The sequence below is a fragment of the Rhodococcus sp. P4_B6 genome (genome assembly GCF_056402215.1).
Genome location: NZ_JBFUHV010000031.1, coordinates 1 through 20,895, shown reverse-complemented (window position 1 = coordinate 20,895; position 20,895 = coordinate 1). Strand labels below are relative to the sequence as shown.

22 protein-coding genes are annotated in these 20,895 nt (G+C 67.7%); 16 read left to right on the top strand and 6 right to left on the bottom strand.

From position 1 onward, the window contains the following. The first annotated feature begins 17 nt into the window (after positions 1 to 17). From AC1DWT_RS17370 to AC1DWT_RS17345, 6 genes are all read left to right on the top strand, one after another. Positions 18 to 827, top strand: coding sequence for an NADH-quinone oxidoreductase subunit J (locus AC1DWT_RS17370; RefSeq protein ID WP_276142044.1), 810 nt, complete (start codon positions 18 to 20; stop codon positions 825 to 827). Then, on the top strand, positions 824 to 1,123 hold the full coding sequence (gene nuoK, locus AC1DWT_RS17365) for an NADH-quinone oxidoreductase subunit NuoK (protein ID WP_005239116.1): 300 nt from the start codon (positions 824 to 826) through the stop codon (positions 1,121 to 1,123). The genes AC1DWT_RS17370 and nuoK overlap by 4 nt, the downstream gene beginning before the upstream one ends. Positions 1,124 to 1,192: 69 nt before the next feature. Beyond that, positions 1,193 to 3,085 (top strand): NADH-quinone oxidoreductase subunit L, encoded by a 1,893-nt coding sequence (gene nuoL / locus AC1DWT_RS17360; protein ID WP_095861104.1) that lies wholly within the window; start codon positions 1,193 to 1,195, stop codon positions 3,083 to 3,085. After that, a complete protein-coding gene (locus tag AC1DWT_RS17355) occupies positions 3,082 to 4,650 on the top strand; it encodes an NADH-quinone oxidoreductase subunit M (protein WP_179377540.1) in 1,569 nt (522 codons plus the stop codon). The genes nuoL and AC1DWT_RS17355 overlap by 4 nt, the downstream gene beginning before the upstream one ends. Beyond that, positions 4,650 to 6,272, top strand: a complete 1,623-nt coding sequence (gene nuoN / locus AC1DWT_RS17350) for an NADH-quinone oxidoreductase subunit NuoN (protein ID WP_072940547.1) — start codon at positions 4,650 to 4,652, stop codon at positions 6,270 to 6,272. The genes AC1DWT_RS17355 and nuoN overlap by 1 nt, the downstream gene beginning before the upstream one ends. Before the next feature lie 155 nt (positions 6,273 to 6,427). After that, a complete protein-coding gene (locus tag AC1DWT_RS17345) occupies positions 6,428 to 7,162 on the top strand; it encodes a DUF1906 domain-containing protein (protein WP_072940544.1) in 735 nt (244 codons plus the stop codon). Positions 7,163 to 7,166: 4 nt separating this feature from the next. Here the strand turns inward: AC1DWT_RS17345 and AC1DWT_RS17340 are convergent, their stop codons facing one another. Then, positions 7,167 to 7,670, bottom strand: coding sequence for a nuclear transport factor 2 family protein (locus AC1DWT_RS17340; RefSeq protein WP_072940541.1), 504 nt, complete (start codon positions 7,668 to 7,670; stop codon positions 7,167 to 7,169). Between the two features lie 357 nt (positions 7,671 to 8,027). Here AC1DWT_RS17340 and AC1DWT_RS17335 point away from each other — a divergent pair, with 357 nt between their 5' ends. Continuing rightward, entirely contained in the window at positions 8,028 to 8,498 is a 471-nt protein-coding gene (locus AC1DWT_RS17335) for a MarR family winged helix-turn-helix transcriptional regulator (RefSeq protein WP_477921525.1), read from the top strand. A gap of 10 nt (positions 8,499 to 8,508) precedes the next feature. Here AC1DWT_RS17335 and AC1DWT_RS17330 read toward each other — a convergent pair whose 3' ends face one another. Together AC1DWT_RS17330 and AC1DWT_RS17325 are read right to left on the bottom strand one after the other, a co-directional pair. Then, positions 8,509 to 8,859: a hypothetical protein gene (locus AC1DWT_RS17330; protein WP_072940536.1), complete on the bottom strand. Its 351-nt coding sequence runs from the start codon at positions 8,857 to 8,859 to the stop codon at positions 8,509 to 8,511. A gap of 110 nt (positions 8,860 to 8,969) precedes the next feature. Then, positions 8,970 to 9,713, bottom strand: a complete 744-nt coding sequence (locus AC1DWT_RS17325; protein ID WP_072940533.1) for an Rv1157c family protein — start codon at positions 9,711 to 9,713, stop codon at positions 8,970 to 8,972. Positions 9,714 to 10,069: 356 nt separating this feature from the next. Here AC1DWT_RS17325 and AC1DWT_RS17320 point away from each other — a divergent pair, with 356 nt between their 5' ends. After that, entirely contained in the window at positions 10,070 to 11,404 is a 1,335-nt protein-coding gene (locus tag AC1DWT_RS17320; RefSeq protein WP_072940531.1) for a mannosyltransferase, read from the top strand. On the opposite strand, the gene AC1DWT_RS17315 is transcribed toward AC1DWT_RS17320, so the two are convergent. Then, complete coding sequence (locus AC1DWT_RS17315) at positions 11,352 to 11,636, bottom strand: 4a-hydroxytetrahydrobiopterin dehydratase (protein WP_015889728.1); 285 nt, start codon at positions 11,634 to 11,636, stop codon at positions 11,352 to 11,354. The genes AC1DWT_RS17320 and AC1DWT_RS17315 overlap by 53 nt on opposite strands. Before the next feature lie 58 nt (positions 11,637 to 11,694). Here AC1DWT_RS17315 and AC1DWT_RS17310 point away from each other — a divergent pair, with 58 nt between their 5' ends. Next, positions 11,695 to 12,075: a (deoxy)nucleoside triphosphate pyrophosphohydrolase gene (locus AC1DWT_RS17310; protein ID WP_072940528.1), complete on the top strand. Its 381-nt coding sequence runs from the start codon at positions 11,695 to 11,697 to the stop codon at positions 12,073 to 12,075. A 2-nt stretch (positions 12,076 to 12,077) separates the two neighbouring features. Here AC1DWT_RS17310 and AC1DWT_RS17305 read toward each other — a convergent pair whose 3' ends face one another. Further along, the gene (locus AC1DWT_RS17305; RefSeq protein WP_167372117.1) at positions 12,078 to 12,245 is read right to left on the bottom strand and encodes a hypothetical protein; all 168 of its coding nucleotides are present in this window, start codon (positions 12,243 to 12,245) and stop codon (positions 12,078 to 12,080) included. 343 nt (positions 12,246 to 12,588) lie between these two features. Between AC1DWT_RS17305 and typA the strand changes: the two genes are divergently transcribed. The 6 genes from typA (at position 12,589) to AC1DWT_RS17275 (ending at position 19,590) form a co-directional block, all read left to right on the top strand. Then, entirely contained in the window at positions 12,589 to 14,496 is a 1,908-nt protein-coding gene (gene typA, locus AC1DWT_RS17300; protein WP_477921524.1) for a translational GTPase TypA, read from the top strand. A 122-nt stretch (positions 14,497 to 14,618) separates the two neighbouring features. Beyond that, positions 14,619 to 16,466 carry an ABC transporter family substrate-binding protein gene (locus tag AC1DWT_RS17295; protein ID WP_371851549.1) on the top strand — a complete coding sequence of 616 codons (1,848 nt, stop codon included), beginning with the start codon at positions 14,619 to 14,621 and terminating at the stop codon, positions 16,464 to 16,466. After that, on the top strand, positions 16,463 to 17,341 hold the full coding sequence (gene mshB, locus AC1DWT_RS17290) for an N-acetyl-1-D-myo-inositol-2-amino-2-deoxy-alpha-D-glucopyranoside deacetylase (RefSeq protein WP_477921522.1): 879 nt from the start codon (positions 16,463 to 16,465) through the stop codon (positions 17,339 to 17,341). The genes AC1DWT_RS17295 and mshB overlap by 4 nt, the downstream gene beginning before the upstream one ends. Before the next feature lie 99 nt (positions 17,342 to 17,440). After that, a complete protein-coding gene (locus tag AC1DWT_RS17285) occupies positions 17,441 to 17,599 on the top strand; it encodes a hypothetical protein (RefSeq protein WP_005239161.1) in 159 nt (52 codons plus the stop codon). Positions 17,600 to 17,613: 14 nt separating this feature from the next. Then, positions 17,614 to 18,042, top strand: a complete 429-nt coding sequence (locus AC1DWT_RS17280; RefSeq protein ID WP_072940514.1) for a hypothetical protein — start codon at positions 17,614 to 17,616, stop codon at positions 18,040 to 18,042. A 30-nt stretch (positions 18,043 to 18,072) separates the two neighbouring features. Then, positions 18,073 to 19,590, top strand: a complete 1,518-nt coding sequence (locus tag AC1DWT_RS17275; protein ID WP_477921521.1) for a catalase — start codon at positions 18,073 to 18,075, stop codon at positions 19,588 to 19,590. On the opposite strand, the gene AC1DWT_RS17270 is transcribed toward AC1DWT_RS17275, so the two are convergent. After that, complete coding sequence (locus AC1DWT_RS17270) at positions 19,587 to 19,964, bottom strand: VOC family protein (protein ID WP_072940508.1); 378 nt, start codon at positions 19,962 to 19,964, stop codon at positions 19,587 to 19,589. The genes AC1DWT_RS17275 and AC1DWT_RS17270 overlap by 4 nt on opposite strands. 39 nt (positions 19,965 to 20,003) lie before the next feature. Here AC1DWT_RS17270 and AC1DWT_RS17265 point away from each other — a divergent pair, with 39 nt between their 5' ends. Then, complete coding sequence (locus AC1DWT_RS17265; RefSeq protein WP_072940505.1) at positions 20,004 to 20,837, top strand: uroporphyrinogen-III synthase; 834 nt, start codon at positions 20,004 to 20,006, stop codon at positions 20,835 to 20,837. Positions 20,838 to 20,895 lie beyond the last annotated feature (58 nt).

The following is a 20,895-nucleotide window of genomic DNA, read 5'->3' as shown; positions in this document are numbered from 1 at the left end:
CCGACGTGGTGAACACGATGCCGTCCGCGGTCCAACTGGTCGCGGAACCCTTCACCCAGACCTCGACCGGCGAGGGCGTGCAGTTCTGGGTCCTCGCGACCGTGGCCGTGATCGGCGCGCTCGGAGTGGTCAGCGCGACGAAAGCCGTCTACTCGGCGATCTTCCTCGCCACGACCATGATCATCCTGGCCGTGTTCTACATCGCCCAGGGCGCGCTGTTCCTCGGCGTCGTGCAGATCGTGGTCTACACCGGAGCGGTCATGATGCTGTTCCTGTTCGTGCTCATGCTCATCGGCGTCGATTCCTCCGAATCCCTCGTCGAAAACCTGCGCGGTCAGCGGGTGGCTGCGATCGCCGCGGGGCTGGGATTCGGTCTCCTGCTGATCGGCGGCCTCGGAAGTGCGTCCGTCTCCGCGTTCACCGGTCTCGACCAGGCCAACGCGGCGGGCAACGTCCAGGGGCTGGCCGAACTCGTCTTCGTCCGGTATGTGTGGGCCTTCGAACTGACCGGCGCCCTGCTGATCACCGCGACCATCGGTGCCATGGTGCTTGCCCACCGGGAACGGTTCGAGCGGCGGAAGGATCAGCGCGAGCTGTCCCAGGACCGTGTCCGCGAGGGCGCCCGGGTCACGCCGCTACCCAGTCCCGGGGTTTACGCGCGGCACAACGCCGTCGACATCCCGGCGTTGCTGCCCGACGGCACGTTCTCCGACCTCTCCGTCAGCCGGTCGCTCGACCGGCGGCCGAGCATGCCCGCCCGGGCACTGGGCACCGCGGACGTCGCGGCCCCCGAACCCGCCGCGACCGAAGACGGTGGTGGGCGATGAACCCCGAGAACTACCTCTACCTGTCGGCGCTGCTGTTCACGATCGGTGCCGCCGGGGTGCTGATCCGCCGCAACGCGATCATCGTGTTCATGTGCATCGAACTGATGCTCAACGCCTCGAATCTGGCGTTCGTGACGTTCGCCCGGATGCACGGCAACCTCGACGGGCAGGTCTTCGCGTTCTTCACGATGGTCGTCGCGGCCGCCGAGGTGGTCGTCGGTCTGGCGATCATCATGACCATCTTCCGTTCCCGCCGTTCGGCTTCCGTCGACGACGCCAACCTCCTCAAGAACTGACGGGTCCCCGATGACGCACATCCTCGAGAAGGTGACTTTGCCCGACGACACCCCGATCGGCGGTGCGGCATGAGCGGAACGCTGTCGTCGGCGGTGTGGCTACTGCCGGTTCTGCCGCTCCTCGGCGCCGCCGTGCTCCTGCTGGTGGGCAGGCGCAGCGATGCGTGGGGTCATCTCCTCGGCTGCGTGACGGCGCTGGCCTCGTTCGCACTCGGCCTCGTCTTCTTCGTCGACATGCTGGGCCGGGACGCCGCCGACCGGGTGGTGCACCAGATCCTGTTCAGCTGGGTGCCGGTCGGCGAACTCCAGGTGGACTTCGGTCTGCAACTCGACCAGCTGTCCGTGTGCTTCGTGCTGCTGATCACCGGTGTCGGCTCGCTGATCCACATCTATTCGGTCGGTTACATGGCGCACGACCCGGAGCGCAGGCGGTTCTTTGCCTACCTCAACCTGTTCCTCGCGGCGATGCTGCTGCTGGTGCTGGCCGACAATTTCCTGGGACTGTACGTCGGGTGGGAGGGCGTCGGTCTCGCGTCGTACCTGCTGATYGGGTTCTGGCAGTACAAGCCGTCCGCGGCGGCCGCGGCGAAGAAGGCGTTCGTGGTCAACCGGGTCGGCGACATGGGGCTGATCCTCGCGATCATGATCATGTTCTCGACGTTCGGTTCGATCGAATTCGCCGACGTGTTCACGCGTACCGACGCCGCGAGCGAGGGCGTGCTCACCGCGATCGGGCTCGCGCTGCTGCTCGCCGCCTGCGGCAAATCGGCGCAGGTCCCGCTGCAGTCCTGGCTCGGCGACGCGATGGAGGGCCCGACACCGGTGTCCGCGCTCATCCACGCCGCGACCATGGTCACGGCGGGTGTGTACCTCATCGTCCGCTCCAACGCGATCTTCGACCTGGCGCCGAACGCCCAGCTCGGCGTCGTGATCGTCGGCGCGGTGACCCTGCTGTTCGGCGCGATCATCGGCTGCGCGAAGGACGACATCAAGAAGGCGCTGGCGGCGTCGACGATGAGCCAGATCGGGTACATGGTGCTGGCCGCCGGACTCGGACCGGCCGGGTACGCGTTCGCGATCATGCTGCTGCTCACCCACGGCTTCTTCAAGGCCGGCCTGTTCCTCGGCGCGGGCTCGGTAATGCACGGCATGAACGACGAGGTGAACATGCGCCGCTACGGCGGTCTGCGCACCGTCATGCCCATCACGTTCGTCACGTTCGGGCTGGGATACCTGGCCATCATCGGGATTCCGCCGTTCTCCGGCTTCTTCTCCAAGGACAAGATCATCGAAGCGGCGTTCGCCGCCGAGGGCGTGCAGGGCGTCGTCCTCGGAACGGTCACGCTGCTCGGCGCGGGACTCACCGCCTTCTACATGACCAGGGTGATGCTGATGACCTTCTTCGGACGCCGCCGATGGGCACCAAATTCCCACCCACACGAATCGCCAGGGGTGATGACGGTACCGATGATCCTGCTCGCGGTGGGTTCGGTCGCCGCCGGCGCCCTGCTCGCCGTCGGCTCCTCCCTCCAGCACTGGCTGGAACCTGTCGTCGGCGCCCACCACGGCGAGCCCGCCCTCCCCGTGTGGGCGATCACCGCACTCACGCTGGTGGTGGTGCTCGCGGGAGTCGCGGTGGCCTACCGGCAGTACGCCCGGCAGCCGATCCCCGACGTCGCGCCGACGGACGTCACCGCGCTCACCGTCGCGGCCCGGCGGGACCTGTACGGCGACGCGTTCAACGAGGCGGCACTGATGCGTCCCGGGCAGGAGTTGACGCGAACGCTCGTGACCGTCGACGACCGGGGCGTCGACGGCGCCGTCAACGGGTTCGCCGCGCTCGTCGGCGGAACGTCGGTGCGGGTGCGGCGTCTGCAGACCGGGTTCGTCCGGTCGTACGCCCTGTTCATGTTCGCGGGTGCGGCGCTTCTGGTCGCCACGATGCTGGTGAGGCTGTGGTGAGCGGCTTCCCGTGGCTGACGGTCCTGTGGGTGCTGCCACTCGTCGGTGCCGGTGTGGTCCTGGCCTTGCCCGTCGACAGGCGCGCGCTTGCGAAATCGGTCGCGGTCGGTGTGTCCGTGGTGGTCCTGTGCCTGGCGGTCGTGCTGGCGATCCGGTTCGACCCGACCGGCGAGCAGTACCAGTTCGTCGAATCGCATGCCTGGATCCCGGCTTTCGGCACCCGGTACATCCTGGGCCTCGACGGCATCGCGCTCGTCCTGGTCCTCCTCACCGCCGTTCTGGTGCCGCTGCTGTTGCTGGCGGGGTGGAACGACGGCGACTCCGCTCCCGACTACGACCGGCGGCGGATGGCGCACACGTACGTGGCGCTGACGCTGATGGTCGAGGCGATGGTGATCGTCTCGTTCACCGCCCTCGACGTCCTGCTCTTCTACATCTTCTTCGAGGCCATGCTCATCCCCATGTACTTCCTGATCGGAGGATTCGGCGGGGCGGGGAGGGCGTATGCCGCGGTGAAGTTCCTGCTGTACAACCTGTTCGGCGGCCTGATCATGCTGGCGGCCGTCATCGGGCTGTACGTGGTGACGGCGCGCCAGGACGCGTTCGGCGGCGGCACCTTCGACTTCCGGGTGATCGTCGCGGAGGGTCTGGACGCCGACCCCGGTGTGCTGAAGGCGCTGTTCCTCGGGTTCATGTTCGCCTTCGCGGTCAAGGCCCCGCTGTGGCCGTTCCACACGTGGCTGCCGGGCGCGGCGGTGGAAGCCACCCCGGCCAGCGCGGTGCTCATGATGGCCGTCGTCGACAAGGTCGGCACGTTCGGGATGCTGCGGTTCTGCCTGCAGATGTTCCCGGACGCGTCCGCGTACTTCGCGCCGTTCGTCACGGTGCTGGCGGTGATCGGCATCATCTACGGCGCGGTGCTGGCCATCGGACAGACCGACGTGATGCGACTGATCGCGTACACGTCGATCTCGCACTTCGGGTTCATCATCCTCGGCATTTTCGCGATGACGAGCCAGGGGCAGGCCGGATCGACGCTGTACATGGTCAACCACGGCATCTCGACCGCGGCGCTGTTCCTGATCGCCGGGTTCCTGGTGTCCCGGCGCGGCACCCGCCTCATCGCCGACTACGGCGGCGTGCAGAAGGTCGCTCCGGTGATGGCGGGCACGTTCCTCGTGGCGGGGCTGGCCACGCTGTCGCTGCCGGGCCTGGCGCCCTTCATCAGTGAGTTCCTCGTCCTGGTCGGGACGTTCTCGCGGTACCAGATCGCTGCCGTGGTCGCGACTCTCGCGCTCGTCCTCGCGGCGATCTACGTGCTGTGGCTCTACCAGCGGATGATGACGGGACCGCTGAAGGAGGGCAACGAAACGGTACGCGATCTCGTGCGCCGTGAGATCGCGGTCGTGGCACCGCTGATCGCCTTGCTGCTCGTCCTCGGCGTCTACCCCAAGCCGGTGCTGGACGTCATCACCCCCGCGGTGAGCCACGTCCTCGTCACCGTCGGTCAGCACGATCCTGCCCCCACCGTCGCCGGGCAGGACCCAGAGGGAGGCACACCCTGATGAGTACCTCCGAATTCGTCCTCGCCCAGTCCGCGCCGTTGCCTGCGCCGGACATCGAATACGGCCAGCTGGCGCCGATGTTGATCGTGTTCGGCGTGGCTGTGGCCGGTGTGCTCGTGGAGGCGTTCCTGCCCCGGCGCGGCCGCTATTCGAGCCATCTCGTTCTCGCGCTCGGCGGACTCACCGCGGCATTCGTGGCCGTCGTCCTGCTGGCCGGAACCCGCGACTCGGTGGTCGGGGGAGCGGTGGCCGTCGACGGTCCGACGCTGTTTCTCCAGGGCACGATCCTGCTGATCTCGATCCCGGCGATCCTGATCATCGCCGAGCGGAGCGTCGACAGCGGGGTCGGCGCTGCGACCGCGGAGGTCACGGCCGTCCGCGGGGCGGAGCCCGAAGGCGGAACCGACGCCTTCACCCCGCAGGCGTTCGCCGTCCCCGGCAGTGTCGCCGAGCGGGAGGCCACCAGGAACGCCCCGGGGCACACCGAGGTCTTTCCCCTCACGCTGTTCGCGGTCGGCGGGATGCTCCTGTTCCCGGCGTCCAACGACCTCCTCACCATGTTCGTGGCGCTCGAGGTGCTCTCGCTGCCGCTGTATCTGCTGTGCGGGCTGGCGCGGCGCCGCCGTCTCCTGTCGCAGGAGGCCGCGATGAAATACTTTCTGCTCGGGGCGTTCTCGTCGGCGTTCTTCCTGTTCGGGGTGGCTTTGCTGTACGGCTACGCGGGCACCGTCGCGTTGCCGGGGATCGCCGACGCGCTCGCCGAGGGCGCCGAGGACCGGACGCTGGCGCTGATCGGCACCGCGCTCCTGTCGGTGGGACTGCTGTTCAAGATCGGCGCGGTCCCGTTCCACTCCTGGATCCCCGACGTCTATCAGGGTGCGCCGACACCGATCACCGCGTTCATGGCGGCGGCCACCAAGGTCGCGGCCGTCGGGGCGATGCTGCGCATCTTCTACGTCGCGCTGCCCGACCTCCGCGCGGACTGGCGGCCGGTGATGTGGGGCGTCGCCATCCTCACCATGGTGGTCGGTGCCGTCATGGCGGTCACGCAGAACGACGTCAAGCGGATGCTCGCGTACTCCTCGGTCGCGCACGCCGGATTCATCCTCACCGGTCTGGTCGCGGCCAACCGGGCGGGTCTGTCGTCCACCATGTTCTATCTGCTGGCCTACGGATTCAGCACGCTCGGCGCGTTCGCCGTCGTCACACTCGTGCGGGACAGCCGGGGCGAGGCGACGGACCTGTCCCGTTGGGCGGGGCTGGGGCGGCGTTCGCCTCTGGTGGGCGGGGTCTTCGCCCTGTTCCTGCTCGCGTTCGCCGGAATCCCCTTGACGAGTGGGTTCGTCAGCAAGTTCGCGGTCTTCCAGGCCGCCATCGAGGGCGGTGCCGTTCCGCTCGTCCTCGTCGGCGTCGTCAGCAGCGCGATCGCGGCGTTCTTCTACGTCCGGGTGATCGTCCTGATGTTCTTCTCGGAACCGCAGAGCGACGCCCCGACGATCGTGGTGCCCAGCATGTTCACCGCCGCCGCCATCGCGGTGGGAGTGGTGGTGACGGTGGTGCTCGGAATCCTGCCGCAGGGGGCGCTGGAACTGGCGGACCAGGCCGCGGTGTTCTTCCGCTGACCCGGCGGTGCCGGCGGGTCGCGAGTGTTCGATGTGACGGATGTAGTCCAAGTGGCTGGCGGGACCCGTGTGAGTGTGGTGGAATGCAAACCGGACAACATACCGACTGAGCGAGAGTGAATGTCGGAGACACGCCGGAGCGCGACCGATCGGATATGGGGGCGACAGTGCAGATTTCTCGGAGAGACCTGTTCCGGTACGCGGCAGCGGGATCCGCCGTGGCCGGGATCGCGGCGCTCACGTCCACCACGTCCTCTGTCGCCGTCGCGAAGGCGGACAGCCTCGGCATCCTGATCGACTACGCGGGCGGCGTGCCTTCGGCGGACGCCATCCTCGAGGCCGGATACGACGGCGCCATCCGCTACGTGTCGGATCGCCGTCCCGGCGCCGAATGGATGGAAGGCAAGCCGATGCTCGCCGACGAGGCGCAGGCGCTGCTCGACGCCGGACTGTCCGTCGTCTCGTGCTATCAGTTCGGCAAGGGGCCGACCGCCGACTGGCGCGGCGGGCTCGAGGCGGGCAAACGGCACGCGGAGCGCGGGCTCGAATTGCACCTCGCCGCAGGCGGTCCCGAAGACCGCCCCATCTACGCGTCCATCGACGACAATCCTTCGCCCGCAGATTTCCTCACCATGATCGCCCCGTACCTCGCCGGGTGGGAGTCGGTGGTCGGCAAGGGCAACACCGGCATCTACGCCAACTCCAAGACCCTGGATCTGGCGGTACTCGCCGGGCTCGGGTCGTGGTACTGGCAGCACGACTGGGGCACGCCCGAGGGGTACGTGCACCCGTCGGCGCACCTGCATCAGTACGAGATCGACGCGAGCAACGTCGACGGCGTGGGCATCGATCTCAACGACATTCTCAAACCCGACTACGGGCAGTGGTGACCGGTCAGGCTGCCGGTCGATCACCCGTCTTCGAGAGCCACTGCCGCGCGTCTTCTGGTAGGTTGCCTGCGGATTCCGCTGCGCGGCACCACTTCTTGGCGGTGGCGAGAAAGTTCATCGGGTTGTACGCGTCCTCTTCGCGCGACCACAGGTTGTCGCCGGCGTAGTGGAGGATCGTGATGTTGGCGGCGGCGTGCCGCGAGCCGTCGCCGGGATCCTCCATGGGGTTGTCGATCTCGCAGATCACCCATCCGCGGTCTTCGTCGATCACGTACCAGTTCGCCGGGAACTCGGTCATCCGGCTTCCGGGGAAGGCCGACATGGTGCGCGTGACCCAGGTGCGAATGGCCTCGCGTCCGGCGAAGTGCCCGAACGCGTGCTCGACGTACGTGGCGTCCTCCGTGAAGAGGTCGGCGAATCCGTCCCAGTCTCCGAGTTCGACGCAGCGGCTGACGGTTCGCTGGTAGTGCGCGAACGCCTCGTCGAGTTCGGCGCGACTCCACGGCATGGTGCATCCCCTTCTCTCGTCCGGCACCGCGTCTGCGTGCCTCGAAGAATGAGAACACGTTTCAGTTCTGTTGTGGGGTGTTTTCCAGTGGATGGGATCGTTGAAACGCCACCCGAGTCGACTCCGATTACCTGTTGTCACTCGTTTCACTCTGGAACCCGGAGGTTCTGCCATGGATCTGCTGATCAATGTCGTGTACACCGTCGCGTCGGTTCTCTACACCGCGCTGTTCGTCAACGGATCCTGATTGGCTCCCGCGGTACCGGAATGTGCACGCTACACATGATGTGTATGATGCACAATGATGTCCCGGTCGAGGTAACCGTGCCTCGGGCAGAATGACGGTAACTCTGGGAGGTGCCGGTGTCCGATCGCGACGAGGTGGTGGCTGATGTCGAGAACGAATTGACATTGCTGTCGCGCTATCACGCCCACGCGCAGCGGGCGGGATTCCAACTCGACCGTTCCGCCTACTTGCTTCTCGGACGCCTGGAACTGGAACATCCGCTCAGCCTGAAACAGCTCGCCGAGGCGTTCCGGCTCGACATCTCGACGATCAACCGGCAGATCGGCGCGCTGCTGAAGCGCGGACTCGTCGAGCGGGTCCCCGACCCGGACGGGGGAATGGCCCGCAAGGTCGAGGCCACTGCGCGGGGGCTCGAGCAGCTTCACGCAGACCGGGCGCTCGGCAGGAACGGTGTCGAACGCATCATCGCCGAGTGGAGCGACCACGACCGGGGTGAGCTGCGCCGCCTGCTGACCAAATTCAACGGCGAGATCGAGAAGTACGACGGCAACTCCTGGCCGCGCGCCGGCCGGACGACCTGACCGGACGTCGTCAGGACTGGACGTGCGCGGTCGCGTCCCGGGCGAGGTCCGGTTCGTCGGCGATGACCGTGAGGTGAGGGTGCTCGGGCGGCGCGTCGTGCCAGCCCTTCCACGACAGCAGAGACCACCGCGACAGCCCCGACAACGCCGATCCGAGGCTGGCGAACGAGGCGGTGCTCAGTGCAGAGCCTGCCGATCCGACGGACCCGATCGAGAGCACCGAGCCGACACTCCCGATCGACAGGACCGAATAGGCGGAACCGATCGAGAGGATCGATCCTTCCGAACGGATCGACAGGATGGAACGCCGGGCGTGTCGCGATCGCAGTGAGTGGTCCGTTGTGTGATGCGTCGAGGGCATTCCTCGGTCTACCACGGTGGCGCCGTCGGCAAACAGTGAAGCGGCGCAGACATGAGCGAGGGGCCCTCCGGAAAGTCCGGAGGGCCCCTCGCTCGTTCAGCTGTGAAGTGCTACGCGACCTGGAACATGCCGACGGTGGGGAGGAAGCTGCACGTGATCGGCGCCGCGCCCTCCTTCTGGGTCGTCAGTCCGCCCGACACGACCGCGAGGACGCGGCCCGGGCCGGTGTCCGCGATCGCCGACAGGGTTGCCGGTCCGTCGGGGTTGATCTTGGCCTCGTTGGTGAGGTTCTGAGTGGCGCGCCGCTGGTTGTCCAGGTTGATCCACGTCACGGTCAGCGGTTCGGGCTGTTCGGCGGCAACGGAACTGGTTCCGAGGGCGGTGAACACGAAACCGGCCTGACCTGCCTTGGGGCCGGGCGGGGGCAGCTGGGCCGGGCCGGGGACCGCGAGCGCGGTGCCGACCGAGTCGGCGCCCTCGCCGATGCAGCCCTTGCCGATGGTCGGGTAGAGGAACTGCGCGATGACGGGCGCGTTCTCCTTCGGGATCTCGGGACCGCCGCCGCCACTGCCGTCGAGGAACGTGATGACGCGTTCGAGGGTGGACTTGAGTTCCGGCGGGATGCCGGGGGACTCGAGAAGGTTGCGGGCCTGGTCCAGGATCGCGTCCTGGGGTCCTGCGGCGATGTCTTCGGTACCAGCGGCTGCGCCGATGATGGCGGGTGCGAACGACGCGAGCATCTCCACGGGGATGCCTTCGGGCACGGGCGGCGGCGTCGGCTGCGCGATCGCCTGGGCCGGCACTGCCATAGCGGCTGCTGCGGCAACGGCGAGAGCAGTTACTGCTCTGCGCATACCTCGGGTTCGAAGCACAGTCTCCCCATCCTTAGTCATAACAGCGTGGACGACAAAACAATCCACGTCTGACGGCTCGGGGGGTCACTCTATGTACAGCGCCCCCGGGTTGTACAGCTCACGAGTTCGTTCACCGGTAGCTGCGGCACCCCGGTGGGAGTGTATGGCATACAGACCCCGACGGTGATCCTCCGGTGACGATAGCTTGTGGCACGTGTGGTTCGTGTGATTGGTGATGCAACTGTTACGCACGGCTACGGACACCTCGGAGGCAGCGGGCGGCGCCGTCTACGCTGTGCGGGACCGTTTCGGGATCGGCTGAGACATCTACACACCTCACGGGAGAGCGCCACACTGTGTCCGACCATGCAGCGTCCGACGGCGGAGCAGCCTCCGACGACCCGACTTCCGAGCGTTCACCCACGTCCACCCGGGGAACATCCGCCCTGCACACCTTGTTGCGATGCGCGCCTGTTCTTCTCGTGCTGTCGGTGCTCGGGCGGATGGCGTGGACGCTGTTGAGCCCCAACGGGATGAACCTCGTCGACCTGCACGTCTACGTCGACGGTTCCGAGGCGCTTCACGGTGGCAGTCTCTACGACTTCACCTATTCGGAAGTGACACCGGACTTTCCGTTGCCGTTCACCTACCCGCCGTTCGCGGCGCTCGTCTTCTTTCCCTTGCACTACCTGCCGTTCCCGCTGGTCGGGGTCGGCTGGCAACTGCTCACCATCCTCGCCCTGTACGCGCTGGCGCGCATGAGTCTGGGGCTCGTGCTCGGCGATGCCGCGCGCAGCCCGCACTGGCGTGCGGTCGCGGTGTTGTGGACCACGGTCGGGGTGTGGGTGGAGCCGGTGCGCACCACGCTGGACTACGGCCAGATCAACGTCTTCCTGGCCCTGCTCGTGATGACCGCGGTCCGCAGTTCCCGGTGGTGGCTGTCCGGTGCGCTCGTCGGATTCGCCGCCGGGATCAAACTGACCCCGGCGATCACCGGCCTCTATTTCCTGATGCAACGCCGCTGGAAGGCCGCCGTCTTCTCCGGGGTCGCGTTCGCCGCGACCGTCGGAGTCAGTTACCTGCTGATCGGCTCGGAGGCGCGGGAGTACTTCACCCACCTGCTCGGTGACGCGGATCGCATCGGGCCGGTCGGCTCGGTCTGGAATCAGTCGCTGCGCGGCGCGTTGTCGCGGCTGCTCGGGTACGACGTCGAGACGGGCGTCCTCTGGCTGCTGGCGGTGGCGGTCACCGTCGTCCTCGCCGGCCTGGCCTGGCGGGCGATCGCCCGGGACGATCGGCTCGGCACCCTCATCCTTGTCGAGCTGCTGGGGTTGCTCGTCTCACCGATCTCGTGGTCGCACCACTGGGTGTGGGTGATCCCGATGCTGATCTGGTTGCTGCACGGCCCCTACGGTTCGATGCTCGGCACCCGGATCCTCGCCGGGTACTGGCTCGTCACCACTCTCATCGGCGTGCCCTGGGTGCTCAGCTTCTTCCAGGACTCGATCTGGCTGATCTCCCGGCCCGCGGTACTCGCGTGGCTGGGCACCGTCGACGTCGTCGGCGCGTTCGGTGTCTACCTCTGGGTGGCCTACGCCGGGCGACGCACGAAGCGTGCCACCGCGGCCGTCGGCGAGATCAGCCCGCCAGTGAGTCGATCTGCGCAGCAAGATCCAGATCCAGCTGCGTGAGACCGCCCGCGGAATGCGTCGACAGCGTGTAGGTGACCTTGCGCCACCTGATGTCGATGTCCGGATGGTGGTTCGCGGCCTCCGCCGCCTCCGCGACCTTCCGGACCAGCTCCACCGCTTCGGGGAAACTCGGCGACTCCACGGTGCGGACGAGGGAATCACCCGCCCGCTGCCACCCGGGCAGTCCTGCGAGCGCGGTGTCGATCTCTCCGTCTGACAGCAACTCGGCCATACCTCATGATGGTGCCGTGCCCGAGGAACGTGCAAGACCTGTCGAGAACACCGGTGAAGTGGTGGCGGCCGCGATCATCGTCGACGGCCGGCTGTTGCTGGCACAGCGGACGCGGCCCCCGGAACTCGCCGGACTGTGGGAGCTGCCCGGCGGCAAGGCGGAGGCGGGGGAGAGCCCCGAGGACGCGCTGCGCCGCGAACTGCGGGAGGAACTCGGGGTCGAGGTGTCAGGCGGCGACCGGATCGGTGACGACGTGCCGCTGCCCGACGGCCGGGTGCTGCGCGCGTACCGCGTCGAACTGGTGTCAGGAACACCCGCCGCGCTCGACCACGCGGAACTGCGATGGGTGGACGGGCGGGAACTGGGCGAGATCGACCTCGTCGGCAACGACCGCGGATGGGTGCCGGACCTGCGGCTGCACCTGAACGGGTGGGCCTGACCTCACGCCGCGCGGGCCTTCTTGAGCCCCTTCTTCAGGTCCTTCTTGGACGCGCCCTCGTTCTCGAGCTTCTTCATGCGCATGATGACGACCGGGCACTTGATGCACCGCGTCTTGCTGCGGCAGCACTTCTTCTTCGGCTTGAGACCCGAGACCTTGCTGGCCTTCACCTTGCCCATACTCGGCTCGGCCTTCCTACTCCGGTGAACGCCGGTATCCGCCGGCTCCGCTCAGGTTAGCGTCCCCTCAGCTTTCGACCCCACCGCACACGCGAGAAGGGCCGAATTCGACGTGGCGCAGATCACTTTACGCTGGTCGGGCATGCCCCGCGAAGCCGGCGATGCGCGAAGTAGCCGTTCGGGCGGGTAGTATTCACGTGGCCGCGATGCCTGTACTGGGCGATTTACCATCGCCTCGACGAGGATTCTGAATCGAGATGACAAGGCGGCCGCCAGAAAGCCGTGCGAGGGAACTTTCGCGTGGCCGAATCAACTCAGCCAGGAGAGCCACCGCGTGACCATCACCAGCTTCCGTAACGTTGCCATCGTCGCACACGTCGACCACGGCAAGACCACTCTCGTCGACGCCATGTTGCGTCAGTCGGGGGCATTCGAGGAGCGCGCCGAACTGGTCGATCGCGTGATGGACTCCGGCGACCTCGAACGCGAGAAGGGCATCACCATCCTCGCGAAGAACACCGCCGTCCACAAGCACCACGGCGACGGCAGTGTCACGGTCATCAACGTCATCGACACCCCCGGTCACGCCGACTTCGGCGGCGAGGTCGAGCGCGGCCTGTCCATGGTCGACGGTGTCGTCCTGCTCGTCGACGCCTCCGAGGGCCCGCTGCCGCAGACCCGCTTCGTCCTGCGCAAGGCGCTCGCCGCGTCACTGCCCGTCATCCTGGTGGTCAACAAGACCGACCGTCCCGACGCCCGCATCGAAGAGGTCGTCTCCGAGAGCCACGACCTGCTGCTCGACCTGGCCTCCGACCTCGACGACGAGGCCGCAGAAGCCGCCGAGCTCGCCCTCGACCTTCCCGTTCTGTACGCCTCCGGCCGTGAGGGCAAGGCGTCCAAGGTTCAGCCCGAGAACGGTCACGCGCCGGACGCAGAGAACCTCGACGCCCTGTTCGAGGTCCTCCTCAACTACGTGCCCGCGCCCAAGGGCAACGTCGACGCGCCGCTGCAGGCTCACGTCACCAACCTCGACGCGTCCGCGTTCCTCGGACGTCTCGCGCTGGTCCGCATCCACAACGGCGAGCTGACCAAGGGGCAGACGGTCTCCTGGTGCCGCGAGGTCGACGGCGAGCCCGTCGTCACCAAGGCCAAGATCACCGAACTGCTCGCCACCGTGGGCGTCGAGCGCCAGCCCGCCGAGAAGGCCGTCGCCGGTGACATCGTCGCGGTCGCCGGTTTCGCCGACATCATGATCGGCGACACCCTCGCCGACCTGGAGAACCCGGTGCCGCTGCCGCGGATCACCGTCGACCAGCCCGCCATCTCGGTGACCATCGGCACCAACACCTCGCCGCTCGTCGGCYGGGTCAGCGGACACAAGCTGACGGCCCGCATGGTGAAGTCGCGCCTCGACCAGGAACTGGTCGGCAACGTCTCGCTCAAGGTTCTCGACATCGGTCGCCCCGACGCCTGGGAGGTCCAGGGTCGTGGTGAGCTCGCGCTCGCCATCCTCGTCGAGCAGATGCGCCGCGAAGGCTTCGAGCTGACCGTCGGCAAGCCGCAGGTGGTCACCCGTCAGGTCGACGGCAAGGTGCACGAGCCCTTCGAGGAGCTCACCATCGACAGCCCCGAGGAGTACCTCGGCGCCATCACCCAGCTCCTCGCCAACCGCAAGGGCAAGATGGTGCAGATGGCCAACCACGGCGCGGGCTGGGTCCGGATGGAGTTCATCGTCCCGTCGCGCGGCCTGATCGGTTTCCGCACCGACTTCCTCACCGAGACCCGCGGCACCGGTATCGCGAACGCCGTCTTCCACGGCTACGCACCGTGGGCAGGCGAGATCCGCGCCCGCCACACCGGCTCGCTCGTCTCGGACCGCACCGGCTCGGTCACCCCGTTCGCGATGATCCAGCTCGCCGACCGCGGAACGTTCTTCGTCGAGCCCGGCGCCGACACCTACGAGGGCATGGTCGTGGGCATCAACCCGCGCCAGGAAGACCTCGACATCAACGTCACCCGCGAGAAGAAGCTGACCAACATGCGTCAGTCCTCCGCCGACGTGATGGAGACCCTCGCCAAGCCGATCAAGCTGGAGCTCGAAGGCGCGATGGAGTTCTGCGCCGGCGACGAGTGCGTCGAGGTCACCCCGGAGGTCGTGCGGGTGCGCAAGGTGCACCTGTCGGCCACCGACCGTGCCCGTGAGCGTTCGCGTTCCAAGGCCCGCGACAAGGCGGCCCTGTAGTCGGCACGTCCGACCACGTCAAACACAACCGGGCGAATGTACCTTCGATCGATCGTCGACCGAAGGTACATTCGCTCGTGGGTTTCCGGAGCCTTCCGGTATCTCTGAGGAAAGGCGGCGCGGTGGGTGCTGGGGGTCGACTCGAGAGAGTCCAGGCAGTTCGGGGACTTCGGGCAGTTCGGGGAGTTCGGGGCCGAAGGCGCGGGAACGGTGCGGCAGTGACCGCACTCCTGCTGGCACTGTCGACGGCGGTACTCACGTCGTGCACCGCCGATCCGCCTCCGCCGGTCGAGAGCACCGACAGCCCCAAGCCGACGGTGTCGCCGACCGAGAAGCAGCCCGTCGTCGTCGCGATCGACGACGTGGGCAGCGGATTCAACCCGCACCTGCTGTCGGACCAGTCGCCGGCGAACTCCGCGGTCAGCGCCCTTGTCCTGCCGAGCCCGTTCCGGCCGGTGCCCGACCCGGCGCACCCGGGCGGCAGCATCTGGATTCCCGATTCCTCCCTCGTCATCTCCGCGGACGTCACGTCGCAGGAACCGTTCACCGTCACATACCAGCTGCGCAACGAAGCGCAATGGTCCGACGGCGCGCCCATCGCCGCCGAGGACTTCCGCTACCTGTGGCAGCAGATGATCAGCGCCCCCGGCGTGGTCGACCCCGCCGGCTACGACCTGATCCAGGACGTCCGGTCCTCGGGTGGCGGCAAGACGGTCACCGTCGTGATGAAGGCCGCCTACCCGGCGTGGCGTGAACTCTTCACCGACCTGCTGCCGTCACACCTCATCAAGGACTCCCCGGGCGGTTTCGCGACCGGACTGGCCGAGAACATCCCGGTGTCGGGCGCACACTTCCACATCAAGTCGATCGACCGCGGCCGCGACGAGATCCTGCTCGAACGCAACGACCGGTTCTGGGACAAGCCGGCGACCCCCGACCAGATCCTGATGCGCCGCGACGGCACCCCGTCGCAGCTCGCCGACTCGATGCGCAACAACGACACCCAGATCGTTCAGATTCACGGGGGCACAGCGACTTCCGCTCAGCTCGCCGCGATCCCGACGGTGCGGACCGGTGCGTCGTTCCAGCCCCGCGGACTCGACCTCACGCTGAACGGCCGGGTGCCCGAACTCGCCGACGTCCGGGTGCGGAAGAGTCTGCTGAACCTGCTGGACACCGAACTGCTCGCCGTCGTCGGCGCAGGCAGCGAGGCCTCGGCGGTCCCGGCGCGCTCGCAGGTCTACGCCCCGTCCGATCCCGGCTACAGCGCGACCGCACCCGCGCGGCCGAGCCGCGAACAGGTGCTGGCGCAGCTGGCCGAATACGGCTACGTCGCCGAAACACCTCCGGGCACCGTCGTTCCCGCAGGTACGGTGCCGCCCACCCGGCTCGTCCGCGAGGGCGTCCCGCTCACGCTCGTCATCGGGACACCCGAGGGCGACGACACCGCGAGCGCCGTCGCCAACACGGCGGCCGACCAGTTGCGCGGCGCCGGCATCGACGCGACCGTGACGTCGCTGCCCGCCGAGGAGTTGTACGGGGAGTCGCTGAGCAAGGGCGACATCGGAGCGGTTGTCGGCTGGTCGCGCGCCGGGTCCGACCCGGCGACGGCGCTGGCATCCCGGCACAGCTGTCCGCCCGCAGTGGTCGCGACGACCCAGCCGAACACCGAAACCGCCGGCCCCGAACGTGATTCGGTGTCGGAGGCCGAGGCCCCGTCCAACCTGTCGGGAGTCTGCGACCCCACTCTGCAGCCGTCCATCGACGCCGCGCTGCGCGGAGTCGGTGACGTGCCACAGGCCCTCGCCGACGCCGATCGCAGGCTCTGGGACCTGGCCGCGGTGCTGCCGATCATGCAGGACCGCACGCTGGTCGCGGCCGGGCCGGGCGTCGACGGGGTATCGCTGACGGGCGCCGTGCCGGTCGGAATATTCAGTGACGCAGCAGACTGGAGCAGGATCAAGGAATGAGTGAGCGGCGACTTCTGCTGGTCCATGCCCATCCCGACGACGAGACCCTCACCACCGGCGGCACCATCGCGCGCTACGCCGCCGAGGGTGCCGACGTCCACGTCCTGACGTGCACGCTCGGCGAGGAGGGTGAGGTGATCGGCGACGAGTGGGCGCACCTGGTCGCCGGCGCCGCCGATCAGCTCGGTGGGTTCCGGATCGGCGAGCTGACGTCCGCGCTGACGTCTCTCGGTGCGGGACGGCCACGATTCCTCCTGGGGGCGGGACGCTTCCGTGACTCCGGCATGGCGGGCACGGCGTCGGCGGCGAACCCGCGCGCCTTCGTCAACGCCGACCGCGACTCGGTGACCRCGGCGATCGTGGCGGTCATCCGCGAGGTGCGGCCGCACGTCGTCGTCACGTACGACCCGGACGGCGGATACGGGCACCCCGACCACATCCAGGCGCACGGGATCGTCACGGCGGCCGTCGAGGCGGCGGGAACGGAACAGTTCCCCGACGCGGGCGTCCCCTGGGAGGTCGCGAAACTGTACTGGACGGTGACCGAGGCGAGCGCGCTCGAGGCGGGACTCTGCCGGATCGGCGACCTTCCCGACGGCTGGCGGCTGCCGGAGCCCGGCGAGTTGCCGAGCGTGCCGGCCGCCGACGTGACGACGGTGATCGACGTGCGGGGTTTGCTCGACGCGAAGCGGAACGCGCTGTCGGCGCACGCCACCCAGGTGACCGTGGCGCCGAGCGGCACCGAGTACGCGCTCTCCAACGACATCGCGCAGCCGATCCTGGTGGAGGAGCATTTCGTGCTGGTCCGCGGCGCCCTCGGGGATCGGGACGCCGACGGCCGGGAGCGGGACCTCTTCGCTGGCGTGAGTCTCTGACCGCAGGTGTCTGTGACCGGCGTTACGTATTACACTGTGGCGCACGTCACGCAGCGGCCGCGGTCGAGTCCGCGTGGCACCCGTCAGGAGAGGCGATAGATGTACAACTGGGATGTTCAGAACGCCATCGTCGCGTTCGTCGATACGCTCCGGCCCTCGTGGCCGGCCCAGCACGACCTGTACTACAGCGTGCTGTACGGATTCGCCGACATGCAGAGCCATTTGCTGACCCTGCTGGGCTACCCGCCCGTCGCCTGATCCACTATTGACACATGACCGTCGGCACCGCAGCGAAACCCGGGCACCTCGACGCCGTGGGGAGGGTCACCCTCGCGCTGCTGGTGTTCGACGGTTTTCTGTGCGCCGTCCTGTCGGTGCTGTTCCTACCCAGCTACCTCGGTGCCACGCCGTTTCCGATCAGCATTCTCGTCGCCGCGGTCGCCAATCTGGCGCTGGTGATCGCCGCCCGGTCCACGACCGGCCGGATCAGGTCGGGAGTGCTGCCGCTCGCCGGCTGGGGGGCCGGTTTCCTGCTCTGCATGTTCGGCGGGCCGGGCGGCGACGTGCTCATGCTCGCGTCCGTCTGGACGCTCCTGCTCCTGATCGGCTCGCTGCTCCCCGCGGCGGTCTACCTGTGGAAGGTCAGTGCCAAAGCGGCTTTCGGGACTGTTTCGCCTCCGGAACGCGAGGGTACGCGGTAGCGACCAGCAGTCTGCTGAAGGAGCATCGCGATGACAGAACAGAACTTCACGACCGACGACGCCGGTATCCCGGTCACGAGTGACGAACACTCGCTCACCATCGGGACGGACGGGCCCATCCTCCTCCAGGACCACTATCTGATCGAGAAGATGGCCCAGTTCAACCGCGAACGCGTTGCGGAACGCCAACCGCACGCGAAGGGGGGCGGGGCGTTCGGACGGTTCGAAGTTACCGAGGACGTCTCCGCGTACACGAAAGCCGATCTCTTCCAGCCTGGGAAGAAGACGGATCTGCTGATCAGATTCTCGTCCGTCGCCGGCGAGCGCGGCAGCCCGGACACGTGGCGCGACCCTCGCGGGTTCGCCGTGAAGTTCTACACCGAGCAGGGCAACTACGACATGGTCGGAAACAACACGCCCGTCTTCTTCGTCCGCGACCCGATGAAGTTCCAGGACTTCATCCGCTCGCAGAAGCGGCGCGCCGACAACAATCTTCGCGACCACGACATGCAGTGGGACTTCTGGACGCTGTCCCCGGAGTCGGCGCACCAGGTCACCTGGCTGATGGGCGATCGGGGCATCCCGCGCACGTGGCGGCACATGAACGGGTACTCCAGCCACACGTACATGTGGGTGAACGCCGCCGGCGAGAAGTTCTGGGTGAAGTACCACTTCCACACCGACCAGGGCATCGAGTTCTTCACGCAGCACGAGGGCGACCAGATGGCGTCCGTCGACACCGATTACCACACACGGGACCTGTGGGAGCACATCGACGGCGGCGAGTACCCGAGCTGGACGCTGAAGATGCAGATCATGCCGTTCGAGGATGCGGACGACTACCGGTTCAACCCGTTCGACCTCACCAAGGTGTGGCCGCACAGTGACTACCCGCTGATCCCCGTCGGCAGAATGACCCTCGACCGCAACCCCACGGACTACCACTGCGAGATCGAACAGGCCGCGTTCGAACCCAGTAATCTGGTTCCCGGCATCGGACCGAGCCCGGACAAGATGCTCATCGGCCGGCTGTTCTCCTACCCGGACGCCCACCGCTACCGGATCGGCGCCAATTACAAGGAACTGCCCGTCAACCGGCCGCACGTGCCCGTCCACTCGTATTCGAAGGACGGCAACATGCGGCACCACAACCCCGGGGACCCGGTGTACGTGCCGAATTCCAAGGGCGGCCCGCACGCCGACCCGTCGCAGGTCGGCGAGACCGCCACCTGGTATGGCGCCGGCGACATGGTCCGCTCGCCCTACGCACTCCACAAGGAGGACGACGACTGGGGTCAGGCCGGGACGATGGTCCGTGACGTGCTCGACGACGCCGCCCGGGACCGCCTGGTGGACAACATCGTCGGCCATCTGCTGAACGGTGTCAGCGAACCGATCCTGGCGAAGGCGTTCGAGTACTGGCGCAACGTCGACAAGACGCTCGGCGACCGGATCGCCGACGGGGTGTCGACGAAGCAGTCCGAGACCGATCCCAAGGTGGGGGAGCAGGCCAATCCGGCGCGCAGCAGCGCGCAGGCGAAGGCCTAACGCTCGAACGCCACCGGGTGCCGAGGCTCGTACAGCATCATCTCTCCCGCTCCGGGGATCTTCAGCGAGGTGGTGAGGCCGTACCCGTCGTCGCGGACTCCGCGGGTGAACTCGGCACCCTTGGCCTCGAGTTCCGCCACGGTCGACTCGATGTCTTCGCACATCAGCGAGATCTCGTGATGCGGCCGGGTCGACCACGGCTCACCGCCCCGATCGTCCGAGGTGGGATGCACACCCATCTCGGACGGCCCGGTGCGGAAGATCAGCCAACCGCCGCCGGCGTCGACGTGCGCCCAGCCCAGCACGTCGCGGAAGAAATCGCGGGCGGCCTCGGCGTCGTCGGCGTAGACCAGAGTGTGCACAGCTGTGATCATGTGGGCAGCTTAGTGCGATTCGTCCGTCACACTGAGAGAATGTCGAACGACGAACTTTCCGGACTGACCATCGCCGTCACCGCGGAACGCCGGGCCGCCGAGTTCATCACGCTCCTCGAACGGCACGGCGCCACCATCGTCCACACCCCGGCCATCCACGTGCTACCGCTCGTCGACGACTCCGATCTGCGCGCCCGCACCGCCGAGATCATCGCGTCGCCGCCAGACCTCCTCGTCGTCAGCACCGCCGTCGGATTCCGGGGGTGGCTGGACGCGGCACGGGCCTGGGACGAGGAGGGTGCGCTGCTCGCCGCCCTGCAGTCGGCGCGGATCATCACCCGCGGTCCCAAGGCGAAGGGCGCCGTGCGCGGCGCAGGCCTGCGTGAGGAGTGGTCGCCCGACACCGAATCGTCCGAGGAAGTGCACGAACACCTCGTGGCCCAGGGCGTGCGCGGACTGCGCGTCGCGGTCCAGTTGCACGGCACCATCACCGAATGGGAACCGATGACCGACCTCAGCGTCTCCCTCGCCGGCGCCGGGGCCGAGACGACGGCCGTGTCGGTGTACCGGTGGATCCGACCCGAGAACCAGCAGCCACTGCTGACGCTGCTCGACCGGATCGTCCGCGCCGAGGTCGACGCCGTCACGTTCACCAGTGCGCCCGCCGTGTCCTCGCTGCTCAGCACCGCGAAGGACACTGACCGGGTCGAGGCCCTCCTGCAGGCGTTCCACGGTCCGGTCGCACCCGTCTGCGTCGGTTCCGTCACGGCCTCGCCGCTCACCGTCCTCGGGGTGGACACCATGCAACCCGCCCGCCCCCGGCTCGGCAGCATGGCCAAATACATCATCGAGGAGCTCCCGAAGCGGCGCTGACGGTCCTCCCCACCGGACGAACGGGACGTCCGTTGCGTCAGATCGAACGGGCGTCCCG